General features: G+C 66.3%; 13 protein-coding genes and 1 pseudogene. 7 read left to right on the top strand and 7 right to left on the bottom strand.

The window, feature by feature from the left end; all coding sequences use genetic code 11:
- Nucleotides 1–159 precede the first annotated feature (159 nt).
- From argH to NMQ11_RS14635, 3 genes are all read right to left on the bottom strand, one after another.
- Nucleotides 160–1,614 carry an argininosuccinate lyase gene (argH, locus tag NMQ11_RS14645; RefSeq protein WP_255169188.1) on the bottom strand — a complete coding sequence of 485 codons (1,455 nt, stop codon included), beginning with the start codon at nucleotides 1,612–1,614 and terminating at the stop codon, nucleotides 160–162.
- A 2-nt stretch (nucleotides 1,615–1,616) separates the two neighbouring features.
- On the bottom strand, nucleotides 1,617–2,864 hold the full coding sequence (locus NMQ11_RS14640; protein WP_255169187.1) for an argininosuccinate synthase: 1,248 nt from the start codon (nucleotides 2,862–2,864) through the stop codon (nucleotides 1,617–1,619).
- A gap of 308 nt (nucleotides 2,865–3,172) precedes the next feature.
- Nucleotides 3,173–4,306, bottom strand: coding sequence for a helix-turn-helix transcriptional regulator (locus NMQ11_RS14635; RefSeq protein WP_255169186.1), 1,134 nt, complete (start codon nucleotides 4,304–4,306; stop codon nucleotides 3,173–3,175).
- 86 nt (nucleotides 4,307–4,392) lie between these two features.
- On the opposite strand from NMQ11_RS14635, the gene NMQ11_RS14630 reads away from it, so the two are divergent.
- The 3 genes from NMQ11_RS14630 to NMQ11_RS14620 all read left to right on the top strand — a co-directional run bounded on the left by NMQ11_RS14630 (nucleotide 4,393) and on the right by NMQ11_RS14620 (nucleotide 5,704).
- Nucleotides 4,393–4,587 carry a DUF7554 family protein gene (locus NMQ11_RS14630; RefSeq protein ID WP_255169185.1) on the top strand — a complete coding sequence of 65 codons (195 nt, stop codon included), beginning with the start codon at nucleotides 4,393–4,395 and terminating at the stop codon, nucleotides 4,585–4,587.
- A gap of 75 nt (nucleotides 4,588–4,662) precedes the next feature.
- Nucleotides 4,663–5,163: a 2'-5' RNA ligase family protein gene (locus tag NMQ11_RS14625; protein WP_255169184.1), complete on the top strand. Its 501-nt coding sequence runs from the start codon at nucleotides 4,663–4,665 to the stop codon at nucleotides 5,161–5,163.
- 70 nt (nucleotides 5,164–5,233) lie between these two features.
- Entirely contained in the window at nucleotides 5,234–5,704 is a 471-nt protein-coding gene (locus tag NMQ11_RS14620) for a PaaI family thioesterase (RefSeq protein WP_255169183.1), read from the top strand.
- 52 nt (nucleotides 5,705–5,756) lie between these two features.
- Here NMQ11_RS14620 and NMQ11_RS14615 read toward each other — a convergent pair.
- The 3 genes and pseudogenes from NMQ11_RS14615 to NMQ11_RS14605 form a co-directional block, all read right to left on the bottom strand.
- A pseudogene (locus tag NMQ11_RS14615) lies at nucleotides 5,757–5,948 on the bottom strand (IS5/IS1182 family transposase); the annotation flags it as partial.
- A 266-nt stretch (nucleotides 5,949–6,214) separates the two neighbouring features.
- Nucleotides 6,215–8,974, bottom strand: a complete 2,760-nt coding sequence (locus NMQ11_RS14610; RefSeq protein ID WP_255169182.1) for an ice-binding family protein — start codon at nucleotides 8,972–8,974, stop codon at nucleotides 6,215–6,217.
- Nucleotides 8,975–9,302: 328 nt separating this feature from the next.
- On the bottom strand, nucleotides 9,303–11,474 hold the full coding sequence (locus NMQ11_RS14605; protein WP_255169181.1) for an ATP-dependent DNA helicase: 2,172 nt from the start codon (nucleotides 11,472–11,474) through the stop codon (nucleotides 9,303–9,305).
- 93 nt (nucleotides 11,475–11,567) lie between these two features.
- On the opposite strand from NMQ11_RS14605, the gene NMQ11_RS14600 reads away from it, so the two are divergent.
- The 4 genes from NMQ11_RS14600 to NMQ11_RS14585 all read left to right on the top strand — a co-directional run bounded on the left by NMQ11_RS14600 (nucleotide 11,568) and on the right by NMQ11_RS14585 (nucleotide 13,713).
- Nucleotides 11,568–11,996, top strand: a complete 429-nt coding sequence (locus NMQ11_RS14600; RefSeq protein WP_255169180.1) for a hypothetical protein — start codon at nucleotides 11,568–11,570, stop codon at nucleotides 11,994–11,996.
- Between the two features lie 94 nt (nucleotides 11,997–12,090).
- The gene (locus tag NMQ11_RS14595) at nucleotides 12,091–12,591 is read left to right on the top strand and encodes a hypothetical protein (RefSeq protein ID WP_255169179.1); all 501 of its coding nucleotides are present in this window, start codon (nucleotides 12,091–12,093) and stop codon (nucleotides 12,589–12,591) included.
- Between the two features lie 134 nt (nucleotides 12,592–12,725).
- Entirely contained in the window at nucleotides 12,726–13,229 is a 504-nt protein-coding gene (locus NMQ11_RS14590; protein WP_255169177.1) for a metallophosphoesterase, read from the top strand.
- 352 nt (nucleotides 13,230–13,581) lie between these two features.
- The gene (locus NMQ11_RS14585) at nucleotides 13,582–13,713 is read left to right on the top strand and encodes a DUF7859 family protein (RefSeq protein WP_255169175.1); all 132 of its coding nucleotides are present in this window, start codon (nucleotides 13,582–13,584) and stop codon (nucleotides 13,711–13,713) included.
- Between the two features lie 32 nt (nucleotides 13,714–13,745).
- Here NMQ11_RS14585 and NMQ11_RS14580 read toward each other — a convergent pair whose 3' ends face one another.
- Nucleotides 13,746–14,762, bottom strand: coding sequence for a threonine aldolase family protein (locus NMQ11_RS14580; protein WP_255169174.1), 1,017 nt, complete (start codon nucleotides 14,760–14,762; stop codon nucleotides 13,746–13,748).
- Between the last annotated feature and the right edge of the window lie 35 nt (nucleotides 14,763–14,797).

The following is a 14,797-nucleotide window of genomic DNA, read 5'->3' as shown; positions in this document are numbered from 1 at the left end:
ATTCCTGAAGTAGAAACTAACGGTGTCTCGGGCGATTCAAGCGGTGTTTTCCGTTCTCATTATCGGTTGAGTGATGTATTGTCCCCCGGCGGGGACGGTCGCGGGACCGGCCGCGGAGTCGCGACCGCGGCGATCGGTCGCCGGGCGTCTCGAGTCCGGTCACGCATACCCGTTCACCTCCTCGCGGAGCGTCTCGCGGGCGCCCTCGAGGCTCGCTTCGAGCGCCTCGACGGATTCCTCGTCGGCCGCGAGCGCGGCGGTCGCCGACTCGAGCTGATCCGCGACCGCGGACGGCGCGGGGCCGCCTTGCGAGTCCCGACTCGCCACGCTCTCGGCGGGGTCGAGCGCCGATTTCACGGCGGCGGGATCGACGTGGGCCTCGAGCGGTTCGCCCAACACGTCTTCGGCAGCGGCCTCGAGGGCGGCGTAGTCGGCGCCGTTTTCGGCCGCGCTCGCAACTAGTTCGTGAGCCGTGCGGAACGGGAGTCCGCCCGCCGCGAGGGCGTCAGCGACGCCGGTTGCCGTCGAGAAGCCCGCGCCGGCCTCGGCGGCCAGCGCCTCCTCGTCCCAGGTGGCCGTTGCGACGGCCCCCGCCGTGACCCGCGTCGCCTCGCTCACCGCGTCGACCGTCTCCCAGGCGTGGGGGGTCGCCCGCTGTAAGTCGCGGTTGTACGCGCGAGGAAGCCCCTTGAGTGTCGTCGAGAGCCCCTGGACGCCGGCGGCGGCGTCGCCCGCGACCGCCCGAACCAGCTCGAGTGTGTCGGGATTCACCTTCTGGGGCATGATCGACGAGGTCGAGGAGTAGTCGTCCGACAGCGCGACGAAGCCGCGGTTCGCGAAGATGACGAGATCCTCAGCGAGCCCCGACAGCGTCGTCGCGAGCGTCGACAGCGCCCCCGTCGTCTCGAGTAAGAAGTCCCGGCTCGAGGCGGCGTCCATCGAGTTCTCGACGACGCCCTCGAAACCCAGCAGCTGTGCCGTCCGTTCGCGGTCGATCGAAAAGGGCGTTCCCGCGAACGCGGCGCCGCCGAGGGGCGAGCGGTTGATCCGGCCGTAGGCCTCGAGCAGGCGTTCGGTGTCCCGGCGGACCGCACTCTCGTAGGAGCACGCCCAGTGGGCCACCGTGGTGGGCTGGGCGGGCTGGAGGTGCGTGTAGCCGGGCATGATCGTCTCGGCGTGTGCCTCGGCGACCTCGAGAAGGGACGCGCGCAGCGCGAGCGTCGCCTCGAGCGCGCGGAGGACGTCCTCGCGCAGGCGATACCGGATGCAGGTCGCCACCTCGTCGTTTCTCGAGCGCGCGGTGTGCATCTTCCCGCCGTCGGCGCCGACCTGTTCGATCACCGCGGTCTCGATCGCCTCGTGGACGTCTTCGCCGGCGGGGAGCGAGCTGTGGCCGTCTACCTCGATCGCGTCGAGGGCGGTCAGGATCTCGCCCGCGGTGTCGGCGTCCACGATTCCCTGCTCCGCGAGCATCACTACGTGCGCGCGGTCGACCGCGAGATCGGCCTCGAAGATCCGCTCGTCGGCGGCGAGCGAGGAGAGGAAGCTCCGGGCGGGGCCGCCGCTGAAGCGGTCGCGGCGGATCACGCTCTCGTCGGCTCCCTCCTCGGTCATGGTTACTCCGCTCCGTCCGTCTCACTTTCGCCGCCGTCGGTCGCGAGCGACACTGGCTCGTCGTCGTCCTCGAGCGCCGCGATCGACTCGTTGGCCAGACGGCGCTGGAAGCCGTGGTACTTGGCGACGCCGGTGGCGTCCTCCTGGGCGATCTTGCCGACGGCCTCGGTGTTGAACGAGGCGTGCTCGGCGGAGTAGGCGGCGTACTCGCTGTCGCGGCCGACCGCGCGGGCCTGGCCGCCCTCGAAGCGGACCGTCACCGTGCCGGTGACGCGGCTCTGGGTCTCGTCGATAAAGGCCTCGAGGGCGCCTACGAGCGGCGCGTCGACGAGTCCCTCGTAGCCCTTCTTCGACCACTTGGCGTCGATTCCCTGCTTGAACTCGCGTTCCTCCTGGGTGAGGACGAGCCCCTCGAGGGCCTCGTGGGCGTTCAGTAGGGTGGTTGCGGCGGGGTGTTCGTAGTTCTCGCGCACCTTCAGACCGAGCATGCGGTCTTCCATCGAGTCCGTGCGGCCGACGCCGTAGGCGCCCGCGAGTTCGTTCAGGTACTCGATCAGTTCGACGGGCGCCATCGCCTCGCCGTCGACGGCGACGGGGTAGCCCTCCTCGAACTCGATCTCGATCGTCTCGGTCTCGCCCGCGGGCGCGGTCGTCCACTCGTAGATCTCCTCGCCGGGGACGTAGCTGGGGTCTTCGAGCTCCGAACCCTCGACCGAGCGGCTCCAGAGGTTGGTGTCGACCGACCACTTGCCGCCGCCGCCGCCCTCGACGGGCAGCTCCTTCTTTTCGGCGTACTCGTTCTCCCACTCGCGCGTGAGCCCGAGTTCGCGGATCGGCGCGATCACCTCGAGGTCGGAGTCGCGCCAGATCGCCTCGAAGCGAAGCTGGTCGTTCCCCTTGCCCGTACAGCCGTGGGCGATGCCGGTGCAGTCGTGTTCCTCGGCGACCTCGAGGATCTTCGAGGCGATGACCGGGCGCGCGAGGGCCGTCCCGAGCGGGTAGCCCTGGTAGGTCGCGTTCGCGCGAACGCTGTCGAAACAGAGGTCGGCGAACTCGTCTCGCGCGTCGACGACGTAGTGCTCGAGGTCCAGTGCCTCGGCGGTCTCTGCGGCTTCTTCGAACTCTGACTCTGGCTGGCCGACGTCGACGGTGACGCCGATGACGTCGTCGTATCCGTACTCCTCCTCGAGCAGCGGCACACACACCGTGGTGTCCAGTCCGCCCGAGAACGCGAGTGCAACGCGGTTCATGTCGTACTCGAGGAAACCGGCGGGATGCACATAAATTCGTCGATTCCAGATATGAAAATAATCTCGAGAGCGGACGCTACGCGGGAAGTAGCAACACTGCTGTGGGGTTGCAACGGCACGAAGGGTCGGGGGAAAGGGTATAGTATGGGCTCAGAGGCCCGGTCGCGGTCGTCGTCGCGGGACAGCCGCGTCGCTCGTGGAAAGAGCGACGCCGAGTGACGCGGCTGTCCTCATCTGGAAGGCAGTAGAGCGAGCGTCGTATTAAACGCTTTCGGCGAGGCAAACGTTACCAGAACGAGACGCGACGGCTACTCTTCGTCGTCTTCCGGGAGCGTGAGAACGTTCTCGCGGCCGATCCGGAACACCTCGACCTCGTCGTTCTCGCGCAGGCCGCCGACGACCTGGCTCGTCTTCGCCTCCGTCCAGTCGAGTTCGGCGACGACCTCTTGCTGTTTGATTCGGCCGCCGTGCTCCTCGAGCAGCCGCAGGACCCGCTCCTCGTTGCTCAACAACTCGAGCGGCGGTGCCGACGCCGCGGGGTCGTCGGCGACCGGCTCCTCGGCCGGAGGCGGATCGGGGCCGACCGGCTCCGTCGGTGCCTCGTCTTCGCGTCGGTACCACCAGACGGCGAGCAGTCCGACGGCGAGCGCGCCTGCGGCGCCGGCGGCGATCCACCCGAGCGGGATCTCGGGTTCGGACTCCTGGGGCGGCGAAACGGGCTCGCCGCCGGTCTCGATGAGTTCGAGTCGCGGCTCGCCCTCGAGGAAGTCGGTCTCCTCGCCGTCCCAGATCGCCGTCGACTCCCGCCGGTCGTCGGTCTCCGGCTCGATGCCGCCGTCGGTGGCGTTGTACGTCTCCGGCCAGGAGACGATCAGTCGCGTCCGATCGTCGAGGTCGAAGTCGACCAGCGCGTCGCCGGCTTCGATCCGGTTGACCTCGACGTGGGAGAACGAACTCCAGTCGAACGTAAAGCGCACGTAGCCGTACTCCTGTGGCGTCTCGCTCCTGTCGGTTTCGATGCCGTAGTTCGACGTCGACATGTTCCGGCCGGTCTCCGCCGCGGCCTCGTCGGCGGCCCCCGACCACCGCTCTTCGATCATCGCGACGTACTCGTCGGGGCGCTCTTCGATGTCGGCCTCGAGTTCGTCCCAGTCGACGCTCTCGTTGTCGTCGTTGTCGTCGAGACGATACCGGTACTCGAGCGTCCAGGTCGCCGAGCCGTTCCGCTGGAGGTCGATCGCCACGTAGAGGTCGTCGTACCCGTTCAGCGACGGCTCGTCCTCGACCTGTGCGACCGCGTCGAACGCCGTGGGGTCGACCGCCGGCTCTTCGGTAGCCTGCTCGCCGTCGGGATCGTCAGCCACGACTGACGGCACCACCACAGACAGACACATGAGCACCACAAGTGCGTAGACCAGCACCCGGTGCCCCCTCTGATCCATTACACGGTGATGGAGTGGCCGCATAAATAGGTCTTTCCGACCACGGCTACGGAGTACTTTTCAAACAGTCACTCCTACGCGAACGTATGCTCGATACTCGCGGCGAACTCGAGGTCGAAACGCTGTTGAAGATCGTCCTCGCGCTCGTGGCCGTACTGCTCGTCCTCCAGATCGTGCAGGCGCTGATCAGCGGGATCGCCAGCCTGCTCGGCCCGTTCTTCTTCGTCATCCAGCTGGCGATCGCCGTGTTGATCGTCCTCTGGCTGGTCGACCGCCTCTGAGCGGACGCTCGCCCGCGTCGGGAATCGGCGCGCGACCAGTACACTCATACGCCGGGGCTGCCACGTTCAGCCAGCGTGTACAGCATCAACGTCCCGGTTCCCGGTCGCGTTCGGGGGCTCGCCGCCGATCTCTACCCCGCCCTTCAGGGGTTCGAGACGATCCGGGAGGACCACTCGCTGCTGCTCAAACGCCTCGGCGACGCCGACCACGTCACGCAGCTCCAGCACCGCGCCCACCGCGCGCTCGAGGGCGCCCCCGCCGTCGAGGCCCGGATCGCGGAGATCGACTACTTCGCCGACCCGCCGCTCGGCAGCGCCCCCGTCGTCTATCTCGCCGTCGAGAGCCCCGGCCTCGAGTCGATCCACGCCGACCTCCTCGAGGCGTTCGGCACCGTCGAGGGGCTCGAGGGGGCCGACTACGTCCCCCACGTGACTCTCGCGCGCGGCGGCACGCTCGCGGACGCCGAACGGCTCGCCGCCCGCGAGATCGAGCCGATCACCTGGACGGTGCGCGAACTCGAGTTCTTCGACGGCGCCTACCGGCTCCCGGTGAGCCGCATCTCGCTGCCAGCCTGATCAGCGGCCGCTCTGCCGACGGCTACACGCCGAACGCAACCCGGATATTCGAACCGAGTCTAGTAGCGGTATGCTCGAGCAACGGACGGGAGCGGTGCAGGACGCGTGGCCGGAGCTGGACTGCTACGGCTGCGGGCCGGCGAACGACGCCGGGATACGACTGAAGAGCTACCTCGCCGACGACGGCCGGACCCTCGTCGCGACCGTCGATCCCGACGCGCGCTACACCTCCGGGGCGGAAAACGTCGCCTACGGCGGCTACCTCGCGAGTCTGATCGACTGTCACTCCGTCTGGACCGCCATCACCTTCGCCCACGAGGCGGCGGACGCCCCGCTCGAGGACCACCGGTTCGAGTACGTCACCGGCTCGCTGTCCGCCGAGTACCTGAAGCCGACGCCCCTCGACGAACCGCTCGAGGTGCGCGCCTGGATCGACGGCGACCTCGGCAAGCGGGTGACGGTCTCGAGCGAGATCCGCGCCGGCGGCGAGGTCACCGCCCGCGGCGAGGTCGTCGCCGTGGAAGTGAGCGGGCACTATTGAGTCGAATGTGAAAACCGATTGTGACGCGCCACGTCCGAGGTTGCACTGCAATCGAAACCTGCGGGCCGATTTTCGCGTCGTGTGTCTTCAAGCTGGTTGAGTGGATGTCGGTGATACACAGCGTTTCGACGTCCACGAGAGCAGTGACTTTCAATGCTCGAACGCGGTAGTGGGTGCGGTTAGCGTAGTGTCGGCTAGGCAAATCGCGGTCGAAGCCAGTCGAATCGCTAGTGGCGTGGCCAGACTACAGAGCCGATTCTTCTAACGACCCTGCAAGGCTTCAACATCGGTAAGGAACTCTCCGTCACAAGCAGGGAGCAACAATTGATTTTCGTGATTGTCTTCGTGGACATAGATGTACACCTCAAATCACCATCACAATTTGCTCCGTTCTCAATAATGCTGGCCGGGTCACAGGTCCAGGCATATAGTAGACCGCCATCGAAAATTTCGAGGCGACGCCACGGTCAACGCGGTCGAACGTGACCCGGGATCGGTTGTTCGACCGAATCAGGACGCGTTCTTACACTGTTGTTTGTACTCTTCGTACTCACGTTTTGCGCGTTCGTAGTCGTGCCTCTTCTTTTTTAGTTGTTTTTTGGTCACTTTCCCCTTCTCATATTTCTTTGTATACTTCTCGTATTCGCGCTTTGCTCGCTCGTATTCGCGCTTTTTCTTGTCCTTCTTGTCATCTGGTTCCTTCGTAAACTCCAGAATATCGCCGTAGACAACCGTGTCGCCCACCTGGGCGACCGCTTGGAACTCGTAGGTTGTGCCAGTCTCGAGGTTCGTGGCCGTCGCGCTGAACGGCCCGGGTTCGGTGAGGATCTGTTCGTCCGTAAACAGCCACACCGCCGTTCCCTTGACGCGGTACAGGAAGTAGACGGAAACCTCCTCTGCATCGCCAAGCGCGAGCAGTTCGCCGTTGAGCGTCGCCGTCGATTCGTTGACGTCCGTCGCCGGCCTCGTCTCGACTTCCAACTCACCCGGCTCCAGTTTGGTGAACGAGAGTGTGGCTCCAAGGAACCGTTCGTCGTTCGCCACCATGACTGCCCGGAATTCGTACGTGGAACCGGGCTCGAGGCCCGCGATCTCTGCGCTGAAGGCGCCGGGTTCGTCGAGCGTCTGGGGCTCGGTGGCGTTCCACTCTTCGGCGCCGAGTTCGCGCCACTCGAAGAAGACGTCGACGGCGTCGTAGTCGCCGAGATCGATCACCTCACCGTTGAGCGTCGCCGTCGATCCGTTGACGTCCGTCGCTGGCTGGGTTTCGACGCTGGGGACGCCGGGTTCGGCTTTGGTGAACGAGACGATGGTTCCTTCGTAGCGCTCACCATTGGCCACTGCGACCGCCCGGAATTCGTACGTGCTGCCGGGTTCGAGGCCCTCGATCTCGGCGCTGAAGGGGCCGGGTTCGTCGAGCGTCTGAGTCTCGGTGGCGATCCAGTCGTCCTCGCCGAGTTCGCGCCACTCGAAGAAGACGTCGACGGCGTCGTAGTCGCCGAGATCGAGCAGTTCGCCGTTGAGCGTCGCCGTCGATCCGTTCACGTCCGTCGCCGTCTGGGTCTCGACGATGGGGGCGCCGGGTTCGGCTTTGGTGAACGAGAGAATAGCCCCCTCGTCACGCGTGCCATCGGCCACTGCGACCGCCCGGAATTCGTACGTGCTGCCGGGTTCGAGGCCCGCGATTTCGGCGCTGAAGTCCCCGGGTTCGTCGAGCGTCTGGGGCGCGGTGGCGTTCCACTCTTCGGCGCCGAGTTCGCGCCACTCGAAGAAGACGTCGACCGTGTCGAAGTCGCCGAGGTCGAGCAGTTCGCCGTTGAGCGTCGCCGTCGATTCGTTCACGTCCGTCGCCGGCGATGTGACGACATCCGGTGCACCTGGCATCGGTATGACGATGCGAAGCGTGGCCCCTTCGACCCGTTCGTCGTTTGCCAGCCCAACTGCCCGGAATTCGTACGTGGTGCCCGGCTCGAGGCCGTCGATCTCGGCGCTAAAGGGGCCGGGTTCGTCGAGCGTCTGGGGCGCGGTGGTGTTCCACTCTTCGGCGCCGAGTTCGCGCCACTCGAAGAAGACGTCGACGGAGTCGAAGTCACCGAGGCCGGTCAACTCACCGTTGAGCGTCGCCGTCGATTCGTTGACGTCCGTCGCTGGCGTCGTTACGACGTCAGGAACGGTCGGATCGCAACTAATGTCGAGCGTTGTGATATCGAGACCGATCTCGGTGTGGTCGGTCTCGAGCGAGTACGTTCCATCCGCGAGATCCCCCCACGTCGCCGAACCGCCGGCGGGAACCTCCATCGTCTCCTCGTACGCATCGGGGCCGGTGACGGTTACCATCACCGAGACGTCGTTGGGGTTCGTTACCGTGATCTCCCCTTCCTCATCCACACACGCCGAATCAACTTGCAGGTCTACAAGATCGCAGTCGCACCCGGTAACCGTCGCCATCTGAAGATTGACGTCGGTTTGGGCGTACAAACAGCCGTCTACCGTTGCATTGGTGAGTACGTTGATCCCCGTCTGGGCCAGCACGATCCCCGCGAAGGTCGCGTCCGTTCCGATCTCGACACCGGCACCGCCGGCGACCACCCAGACGATGTTTTCGACCTGCGCGCCCCCTGTCAGATTGACGGTCACCCCGCTCGCCACGGTGAGATCTCCCGCAATCTGGAAAATCCAGGTGTCGTCCGGGCCACCGTCGATGGTGATATCGTCGTCGATCAAGACGTCCGTACTCCAGTTGTAGATCCCGGGAGGGAGCGTCTCCCCGCCGATATTGCCGCCGCCTAACTCCGTAAAATCCGGCGGGACGCGGCCGTACGCATCGGTGAACGCGGCTTCCATATCGCTCACTGCCGTGGTCAATCTGGACGGGGTCGGCTCCGCATAATCGGCCGCGTACACTCTCCCGTCCACCTGCGTCGATGTCGAGTAGACGCCGGATTCATCCAGCGTCAAATCGAACCCGGTTATGGCAGTCGACCCGATTGGACTCACGCCAATGTCCCCTGCCACGTCGGAATTGGGAACGCTCGATATCCCGGATTTTGCCAGGATCGAAAAGTTACAGGCCGTCCCGAGATCGACCGGTGCTGGGCCTTCTACTTGTTGAATTTGGTTCGGGGGCGTGTCTCCCGGGTCGCTCCCTTCCTGGGCGGCACCCAGACAGCCGGCGAGACCAGCTGTGAGCAGCCCACTCGATGTGATGACGGTTCTTCTGGATGGACAGTAATCCATATCGAATAACCATTGATAGATTATATTGTTCATGCTGAGTTACCTCTATATAAATAAATCATCTTTTTTACAGATATTCCTCGAATTCGATTAGTGAGTCCATTCCGACGCGCTCGACAATCGATCCAGCGGGTAGGAAGCGATGATACAGATTTACGTGCATATTTCGCTCCCAGTATCGCAGACACATCGGTAAGCGAGAGCGTCACTGCAGACGGCACAGTAGTGCCAGGCGACACACGTTATTCAGCACACAGATCGTGACTGGCGTCTAGCAAATCCCCGATTGACGTGGTATGTCCTTCACCTGTACTGACCGTGAGTTTCACCGACGGCTTTGGCTGACCAGACGATTCTACCGCTACGGCTGGGGCGCCGCGCCGTCGTAGACGTCGTGATCGCCGTAGAAGTTGAGCATCGCGAACTTGAGCTTCTCGGGGTCGATGTCGAGCAACTCCTCACGCTCCTCGTGCGGGAAGGTGCCGTTGACGCTGTACTTGCCGAGGTCGGACTTCGCCCGCCTCGAGTAGCGCCGATCCAGCAGCGCGCGCACGCCGACGTCCTCGGGCGAGCGGATCACCCGGCCGAGCGCCTGCCTGGTCTTCCTGACGGTGGGAATCTCGACGGCGTAGCGCCAGCCGGTTTCGGTCCCCTCGAAGGCGGCGTCGTAGGCGGCCTGGACGGCCTCCGCACGGTCGTCTAAGTGCGGGTAGGGAACCCCGACGACGAGCACCGTGTGGGCGTCGTCGCCGTCGAAGCTCACCCCCTCGGCGAGGGTACCCCACAGCGAGGTGAGGAGGACGCCCTCGTCGCCGGCGACGAACCGCTTTCGGAGGTCCTCGACGGCGACCCCCGGCTCGTCGCAGTACACCGTCGCGTCGGTTCGACCCTCGAGCAACTCCGCGTACCGGGCGGCCTCGCCGTAGTTCGGGAAGAAGGCGAGCGTGTTGCCGGGGGTCATCCGGACGGCGTCGGCGATCGCGTCGCCGACGGCGGCCTGCACCGCGGGGTCCTCGCGGTCGCTCGAGAACAGCGCCGGCGTCTCGACGGCGTACGTTCGGCGGCGTTCGGCGGGGAACTGGAGCCCGTAGGCCATCGTCACCGCGTCCTCGAGTCCCAGCACGTCCTCGGTGACGGCAAAGGGCTGGAGGGTGGCGCTCATCAGGACGGTTCCGAACACCTCGTCGAACAGCCGGCCGGTGACGTGCCGGGGGAGACAGCTGTACAGCTCCGCGCGACCGTACACCTCCTCGGTCCCCAGGTCCCGGCGGAGCGAGACGACGGGGTAGAGCCCCTCGTTGCCGCCCTCGTTCATCCAGGCGCTGACGAACGCGGCCGCCTGGAGGGTCTGGCACTCGGTGCGGGTCGCCGTCTCGCCCTCGCGGTAGGCCTCCTCGTACTCCTCGTCGAGTTGCTGGCCCAGCGCCATCGCGGCCTCGAGGTCGCCCTCGATTCCCTGGCCCGAGTAGCGCTGGAGGAAGGCGAGCGTGAGGTCGTCGCGGCGATCCTCGTTCGAGATCGGCACGTCCTCCCAGTTGTCGCCGACACGCTCGCGGTCGCCGAAACCCAGCGAGTCCTCGTAGGTGTCGACGAGTGCGGTTGCGAAGGCCGAAAGGACGTTGGTCGCGTCCTCGGCCCGCGGGTCGCTGCTCTCGGCGAGTTCGTCGAGGGCGGATTCGAGCGTTCGCTCCGTGAGCGTGCGGGTGGCGTGCTCGCGGGCGGCGTCCTCGACGTTGTGGGCCTCGTCGAAGACGGCGATGATGTCCTCGGGTTCGCGGCCGATCCAGCGGAAGAACTGTTCGCGGATCGCCGAATCGAGCAGGTGGTGGTAGTTACAGACGACGAGGTCGACCCCTTCCATTCCCTCTTTCAGGAGTTCGTAGCCACAGAGTTCGCGCTCGTCGGCGTACTCGTAGACGTCGTCCGGCGTGCGAACGTCATCGAACAGCCACTCGAAGAAGGCGTCGGTGTCCTCGAGGAGGTTGTTCCGGTAGTGGTCACAGACGTTCTGTTCCGCTAGGTCTTCGATGCGCTCCTCGAGGTCGCCGAGTTCGCCCATCACCGCGCTGCGGGCGTCGGCAGCGCTCCCGTCGCCGCCCTGGCTTTCCTCGAGGAGTGCGCCCTGGCGGCGCTCGAGCTGCGCCCGGTCGCGTTCGGCGTCGACGAGCGCGCGGGTGTTGTCCCGCAGCGCCTGGCACTCCTCGTAGCCGACGTCGATGTGACACATCGAGGCCTTTCCCTTGAACACGACCGCGCGGATGGGCTCCTCGCGGGTGATCGCCCGCGCCTCGGCGATGAACTGGCGCATCTGCTGGTGGACGTTCGTCGTGATCACGACCGTCTTGTCCTGCTCGCGAGCGATCTCGAGGGCGGGGACGAGCGAGGAGAGCGTCTTTCCGGTCCCGCAGGCTCCCTCGAAGAGGACGTTCTGGCCGCGCGAGAGGGCGTTGTAGATCCGATCCATCGCCTCACCCTGGTTCTCGTAGGGCTGCTCGTATGGAAAAAACCGCAGATAGCCGGCAGTCTCGGACACTGTCTACTCGTGGTCACTCCTCGGATAAAAGGATTCGCTCGCCCGGCAGGTGCACGCCGCACCACTACCACCTCGGATCGCGTGACTTCGGACATGACGATCCCCGGCTACGATCCCGACGACGTCGAGGCGGCCAGGCTCGCGGCGGTCGGCGCGGACGCGGCAGACGAGACGGCGGCCGCGGACGCCGCTGAGGTGTCGATCGCCGCCGAAGCCGTCCCCGAACGGTTCGAACTCCGCGAGCGCGACGACGTGCCCGAGGGTGCGCTCTCGCCCCCGATCGAGATCGTCGGCCTCGAGGACGTCGCGGGCCTCGAGGCGATCCGGATCGCGCTCTCGTACGACCCCTCGAAGCTGCCGCCGGGTGCGAGCCCGACCGACGTTGCGGTCGCCGTCGAGACGGACGCCGGCCTCGAGCGTCTCGCCTCGGAGGTCGACCTCGACGAAGCGAGGGTGGCCGCGACGACCGACGAACCCCTGTCGGGAACGTGGGTGGTCGCGGTCGTCGACGTCGAGGAGTGACGACGGGAACGCCGAATCGAGGCCCGCTTAGGCGGAGCGAAAACCGGCGCTTAACGGCGCCCTAGTAATACCCCTCCGGGCCAAAGGGACGCCAATGCGCCGTAACGTACTCCTCGTACTCGCCGTCGCAGCAGCCGTGGCGCTGGCCGGCTGTGGAACGGTCGTCACCACGGTCGTCGACGACGACGAGGACCTCGAGGTCGAGGAGATCCCGGACGAACAGCCCGAGGACGCCGACGACGGTGCTGACGAGGACGAAACCGACGAGGACGAAGCGGATGACACCGACGGACAGGACCCGGCTGACGGGCAGGATCCCGACGAGGGTGAGGACGAGGAGCCACCCGAGGAGGACGACGACGCCGACAACGAGAGCGATGACGTCGAGGACGACGACGGCGCGGACGACGATTTCGACGATAACGACAGCGCGGACGACGACTTCGACGACAACGACAGCGCAGACGACGATGCTGCCGACGACGACGATGATGGCGCCGATGACGATGACGATGCTGCCGACGACGACGACGACGACGATGATGACGACGACGACGATGATGACGACGACGACGATGGCGGTATCTTCGACTGATCTCGCACAGCGCTCGGGCTGATCGCCTCGCACTTTCGTCCCCGCCTGGTCGCTGCCAGCCCCGGTTCCGACGGCGCTCGATGAGCGCATCCGTCCGGCGAAAACGCCTTACCCCGGCGCGTTGAGGACCGTCTATGATCGCCGTCTTCTCCGATACTCACAGCAGCGGCGGACACGAACTCGAGGGCGAGGCGCTGGTCGCCGCCCGCGAGGCCGACGCCGTCGTCCACGCGGGCGATTTCACCAGCGTCGCCGCTCTCGAGGCGTTCCAGCGGACCTGTCCGGTGCTGTTCGCCGTCCACGGCAACGCCGACTCGAGTGCGGTCCGCGAGCGGCTGCCGACCGACCGGGTCGTCGAGGAGGGGGGCGTCCGAATCGCGGTCACGCACCGTCGAAACGGCGGCGAGACGGGGCTGGCGATGTTCGGACGCTCCCGCGACGCCGACGTCGTCGTCTCGGGACACACGCACCGGCCGGGGCTCACGAAAACTGAGGACGTGCTCCTGGTCAACCCGGGGAGCCACGCCCAGCCGCGGGGAAACCGACCGGGGTTCGCGCTCCTCGAGCCGACAGCCGACGGGCTCGCGGTCCGGGTTCTCGAACCCGACGGAACGCTCCTCGAGCGTGCGACCGCGTAGCGGCGACGGCGCGGACTCGAGGGGTGAGAACGTCAGCGGGGGCCAGATACCCGAAGCGGTCGGTGGGATGGCAACCGGGGCTGGCACCGACCGGGGGAGGGGATAGTCGGGGGCGATCCCGCGGTCTCGGCGTGCGTGGGGAGGGCCGAAGACCGGGGTGCACCCGAAGCTACGAGCCGGTATGAAAAGTAGTCACCGCAAGCTAAAAGATCGTTTTTAGCTAGCGAGAAGCCGTTACGGCCCGCCGGCTCCGGTGGGTTCGCGTCGGAACCCGTTTGGCAGCGACCGGCGACGTGGCGAGCGGTTCGAACTGCCGAAACCGTTTTGCACACCGCCTGTGTATCCCGTGGTAATGCTCGGATTCCTCCCTGACGATCCCATCATCATCGCGATCGTCCTGATCCTGCTCTCGCTGATCTTCTTCTCGTACCTGCTGCTCCGGCGGACGGTTCTCGAGTTCCGGGACGGAATGGACGGCCGGTAAGCCTCGGCGGCCGTTCCCGGCCGGGCGCCGTCTTACGCGAGCGCCTCTTCGACGCGCTCGAGCGCCGTCTCGACCGCCTCGCGGTCGACGTCCCGGTGGGTACAGAATCGAATCGTCGTCGGACCGAACGGCGTCGCCAGCACGCCCACCCCGCGCAGTCGGTCGAGGACGCCCTCGACGTCCAGCCCGGTCTCGGTTACGTCCGCGAGGACGATGTTCGTCTCCGGCTCCTGGACCGACAGCGTCTCGATCTCGTCGAGTCCCGCGGCGAGATACCGGGCGTTCTCGTGGTCCGTTTCGAGGTCGTCGACGTTCTCGAGCGCCCGGAGTCCGGGCCCGGCGAGGACGCCGACCTGGCGCATTCCGCCGCCGAACAGCTTGCGGGTGCGCCGCGCCCGGTCGATGAACGCCTGGCTGCCGGCGAGCATCGATCCGACGGGCGCGCCGAGGCCCTTCGAGAGACAGAACATCACGGAGTCGACCGGCCCGGTGAGTTCGGTGACGGGCACGTCGAGCGCCGTCGCGGCGTTGAACACCCGCGCGCCGTCGAGGTGGACGGGAACGCCGCGGTCGCGGGCGGCGTCGGCCGCCGCCGAGATCTCCTCCGGAGCGATCGCGAGGCCGCCGCGGGCGTTGTGGGTGTTCTCGAGACAGAGCAAGCCGGTCCCCGGCCGGTGGAGGTCCTCCTCGACGTACCCCGCCTCGACCTGCTCCGGCGTCGGCACGCCGCGTTCGGTGTCGAGCACCCGAACCTGCAGGCCGGCGTGCTGGGCGAGCCCGCCGAGTTCGTACTTCACGACGTGGCTCGAGCGATCCGCGAGCACCTCCTGGCCGTGTTCGGTGTGGACGCGGGCGGCGACCTGGTTGCCCATCGTCCCCGTCGGAACGTACAGCGCCGCCTCCGTTCCGACGAGGTCCGCGGCGCGGGACTCGAGTTCGATCACCGTCGGGTCCTCCTCGTAGACGTCGTCGCCGACGTCGGCCTCGAGGGCGGCCTGGCGCATCGGTTCGTCGGGTTTCGTCACCGTGTCCGAGCGGAGGTCGATCATGGGGGGCCGTAGCGGGCGGGCGAAGATATAGGCGG

This window comes from Natrononativus amylolyticus, assembly GCF_024362525.1.
In the GTDB taxonomy this organism is placed as follows: domain Archaea; phylum Halobacteriota; class Halobacteria; order Halobacteriales; family Natrialbaceae; genus Natrononativus; species Natrononativus amylolyticus.
The sequence above is the reverse complement of the archived record's forward strand: the minus strand, read 5'-3'. Positions and strand labels throughout refer to the sequence as shown.

Coding starts and splice junctions, on each gene's coding strand:
- argH (WP_255169188.1), bottom strand. CDS start 1,614: ATGACCGAGGAGGGAGCCGACGAGAGCGTGATCCGCCGCGACCGCTTC.
- NMQ11_RS14640 (WP_255169187.1), bottom strand. CDS start 2,864: ATGAACCGCGTTGCACTCGCGTTCTCGGGCGGACTGGACACCACGGTG.
- NMQ11_RS14635 (WP_255169186.1), bottom strand. CDS start 4,306: ATGGATCAGAGGGGGCACCGGGTGCTGGTCTACGCACTTGTGGTGCTC.
- NMQ11_RS14630 (WP_255169185.1), top strand. CDS start 4,393: ATGCTCGATACTCGCGGCGAACTCGAGGTCGAAACGCTGTTGAAGATC.
- NMQ11_RS14620 (WP_255169183.1), top strand. CDS start 5,234: ATGCTCGAGCAACGGACGGGAGCGGTGCAGGACGCGTGGCCGGAGCTG.
- NMQ11_RS14610 (WP_255169182.1), bottom strand. CDS start 8,974: ATGAACAATATAATCTATCAATGGTTATTCGATATGGATTACTGTCCA.
- NMQ11_RS14600 (WP_255169180.1), top strand. CDS start 11,568: ATGACGATCCCCGGCTACGATCCCGACGACGTCGAGGCGGCCAGGCTC.
- NMQ11_RS14595 (WP_255169179.1), top strand. CDS start 12,091: ATGCGCCGTAACGTACTCCTCGTACTCGCCGTCGCAGCAGCCGTGGCG.
- NMQ11_RS14590 (WP_255169177.1), top strand. CDS start 12,726: ATGATCGCCGTCTTCTCCGATACTCACAGCAGCGGCGGACACGAACTC.
- NMQ11_RS14585 (WP_255169175.1), top strand. CDS start 13,582: ATGCTCGGATTCCTCCCTGACGATCCCATCATCATCGCGATCGTCCTG.
- NMQ11_RS14580 (WP_255169174.1), bottom strand. CDS start 14,762: ATGATCGACCTCCGCTCGGACACGGTGACGAAACCCGACGAACCGATG.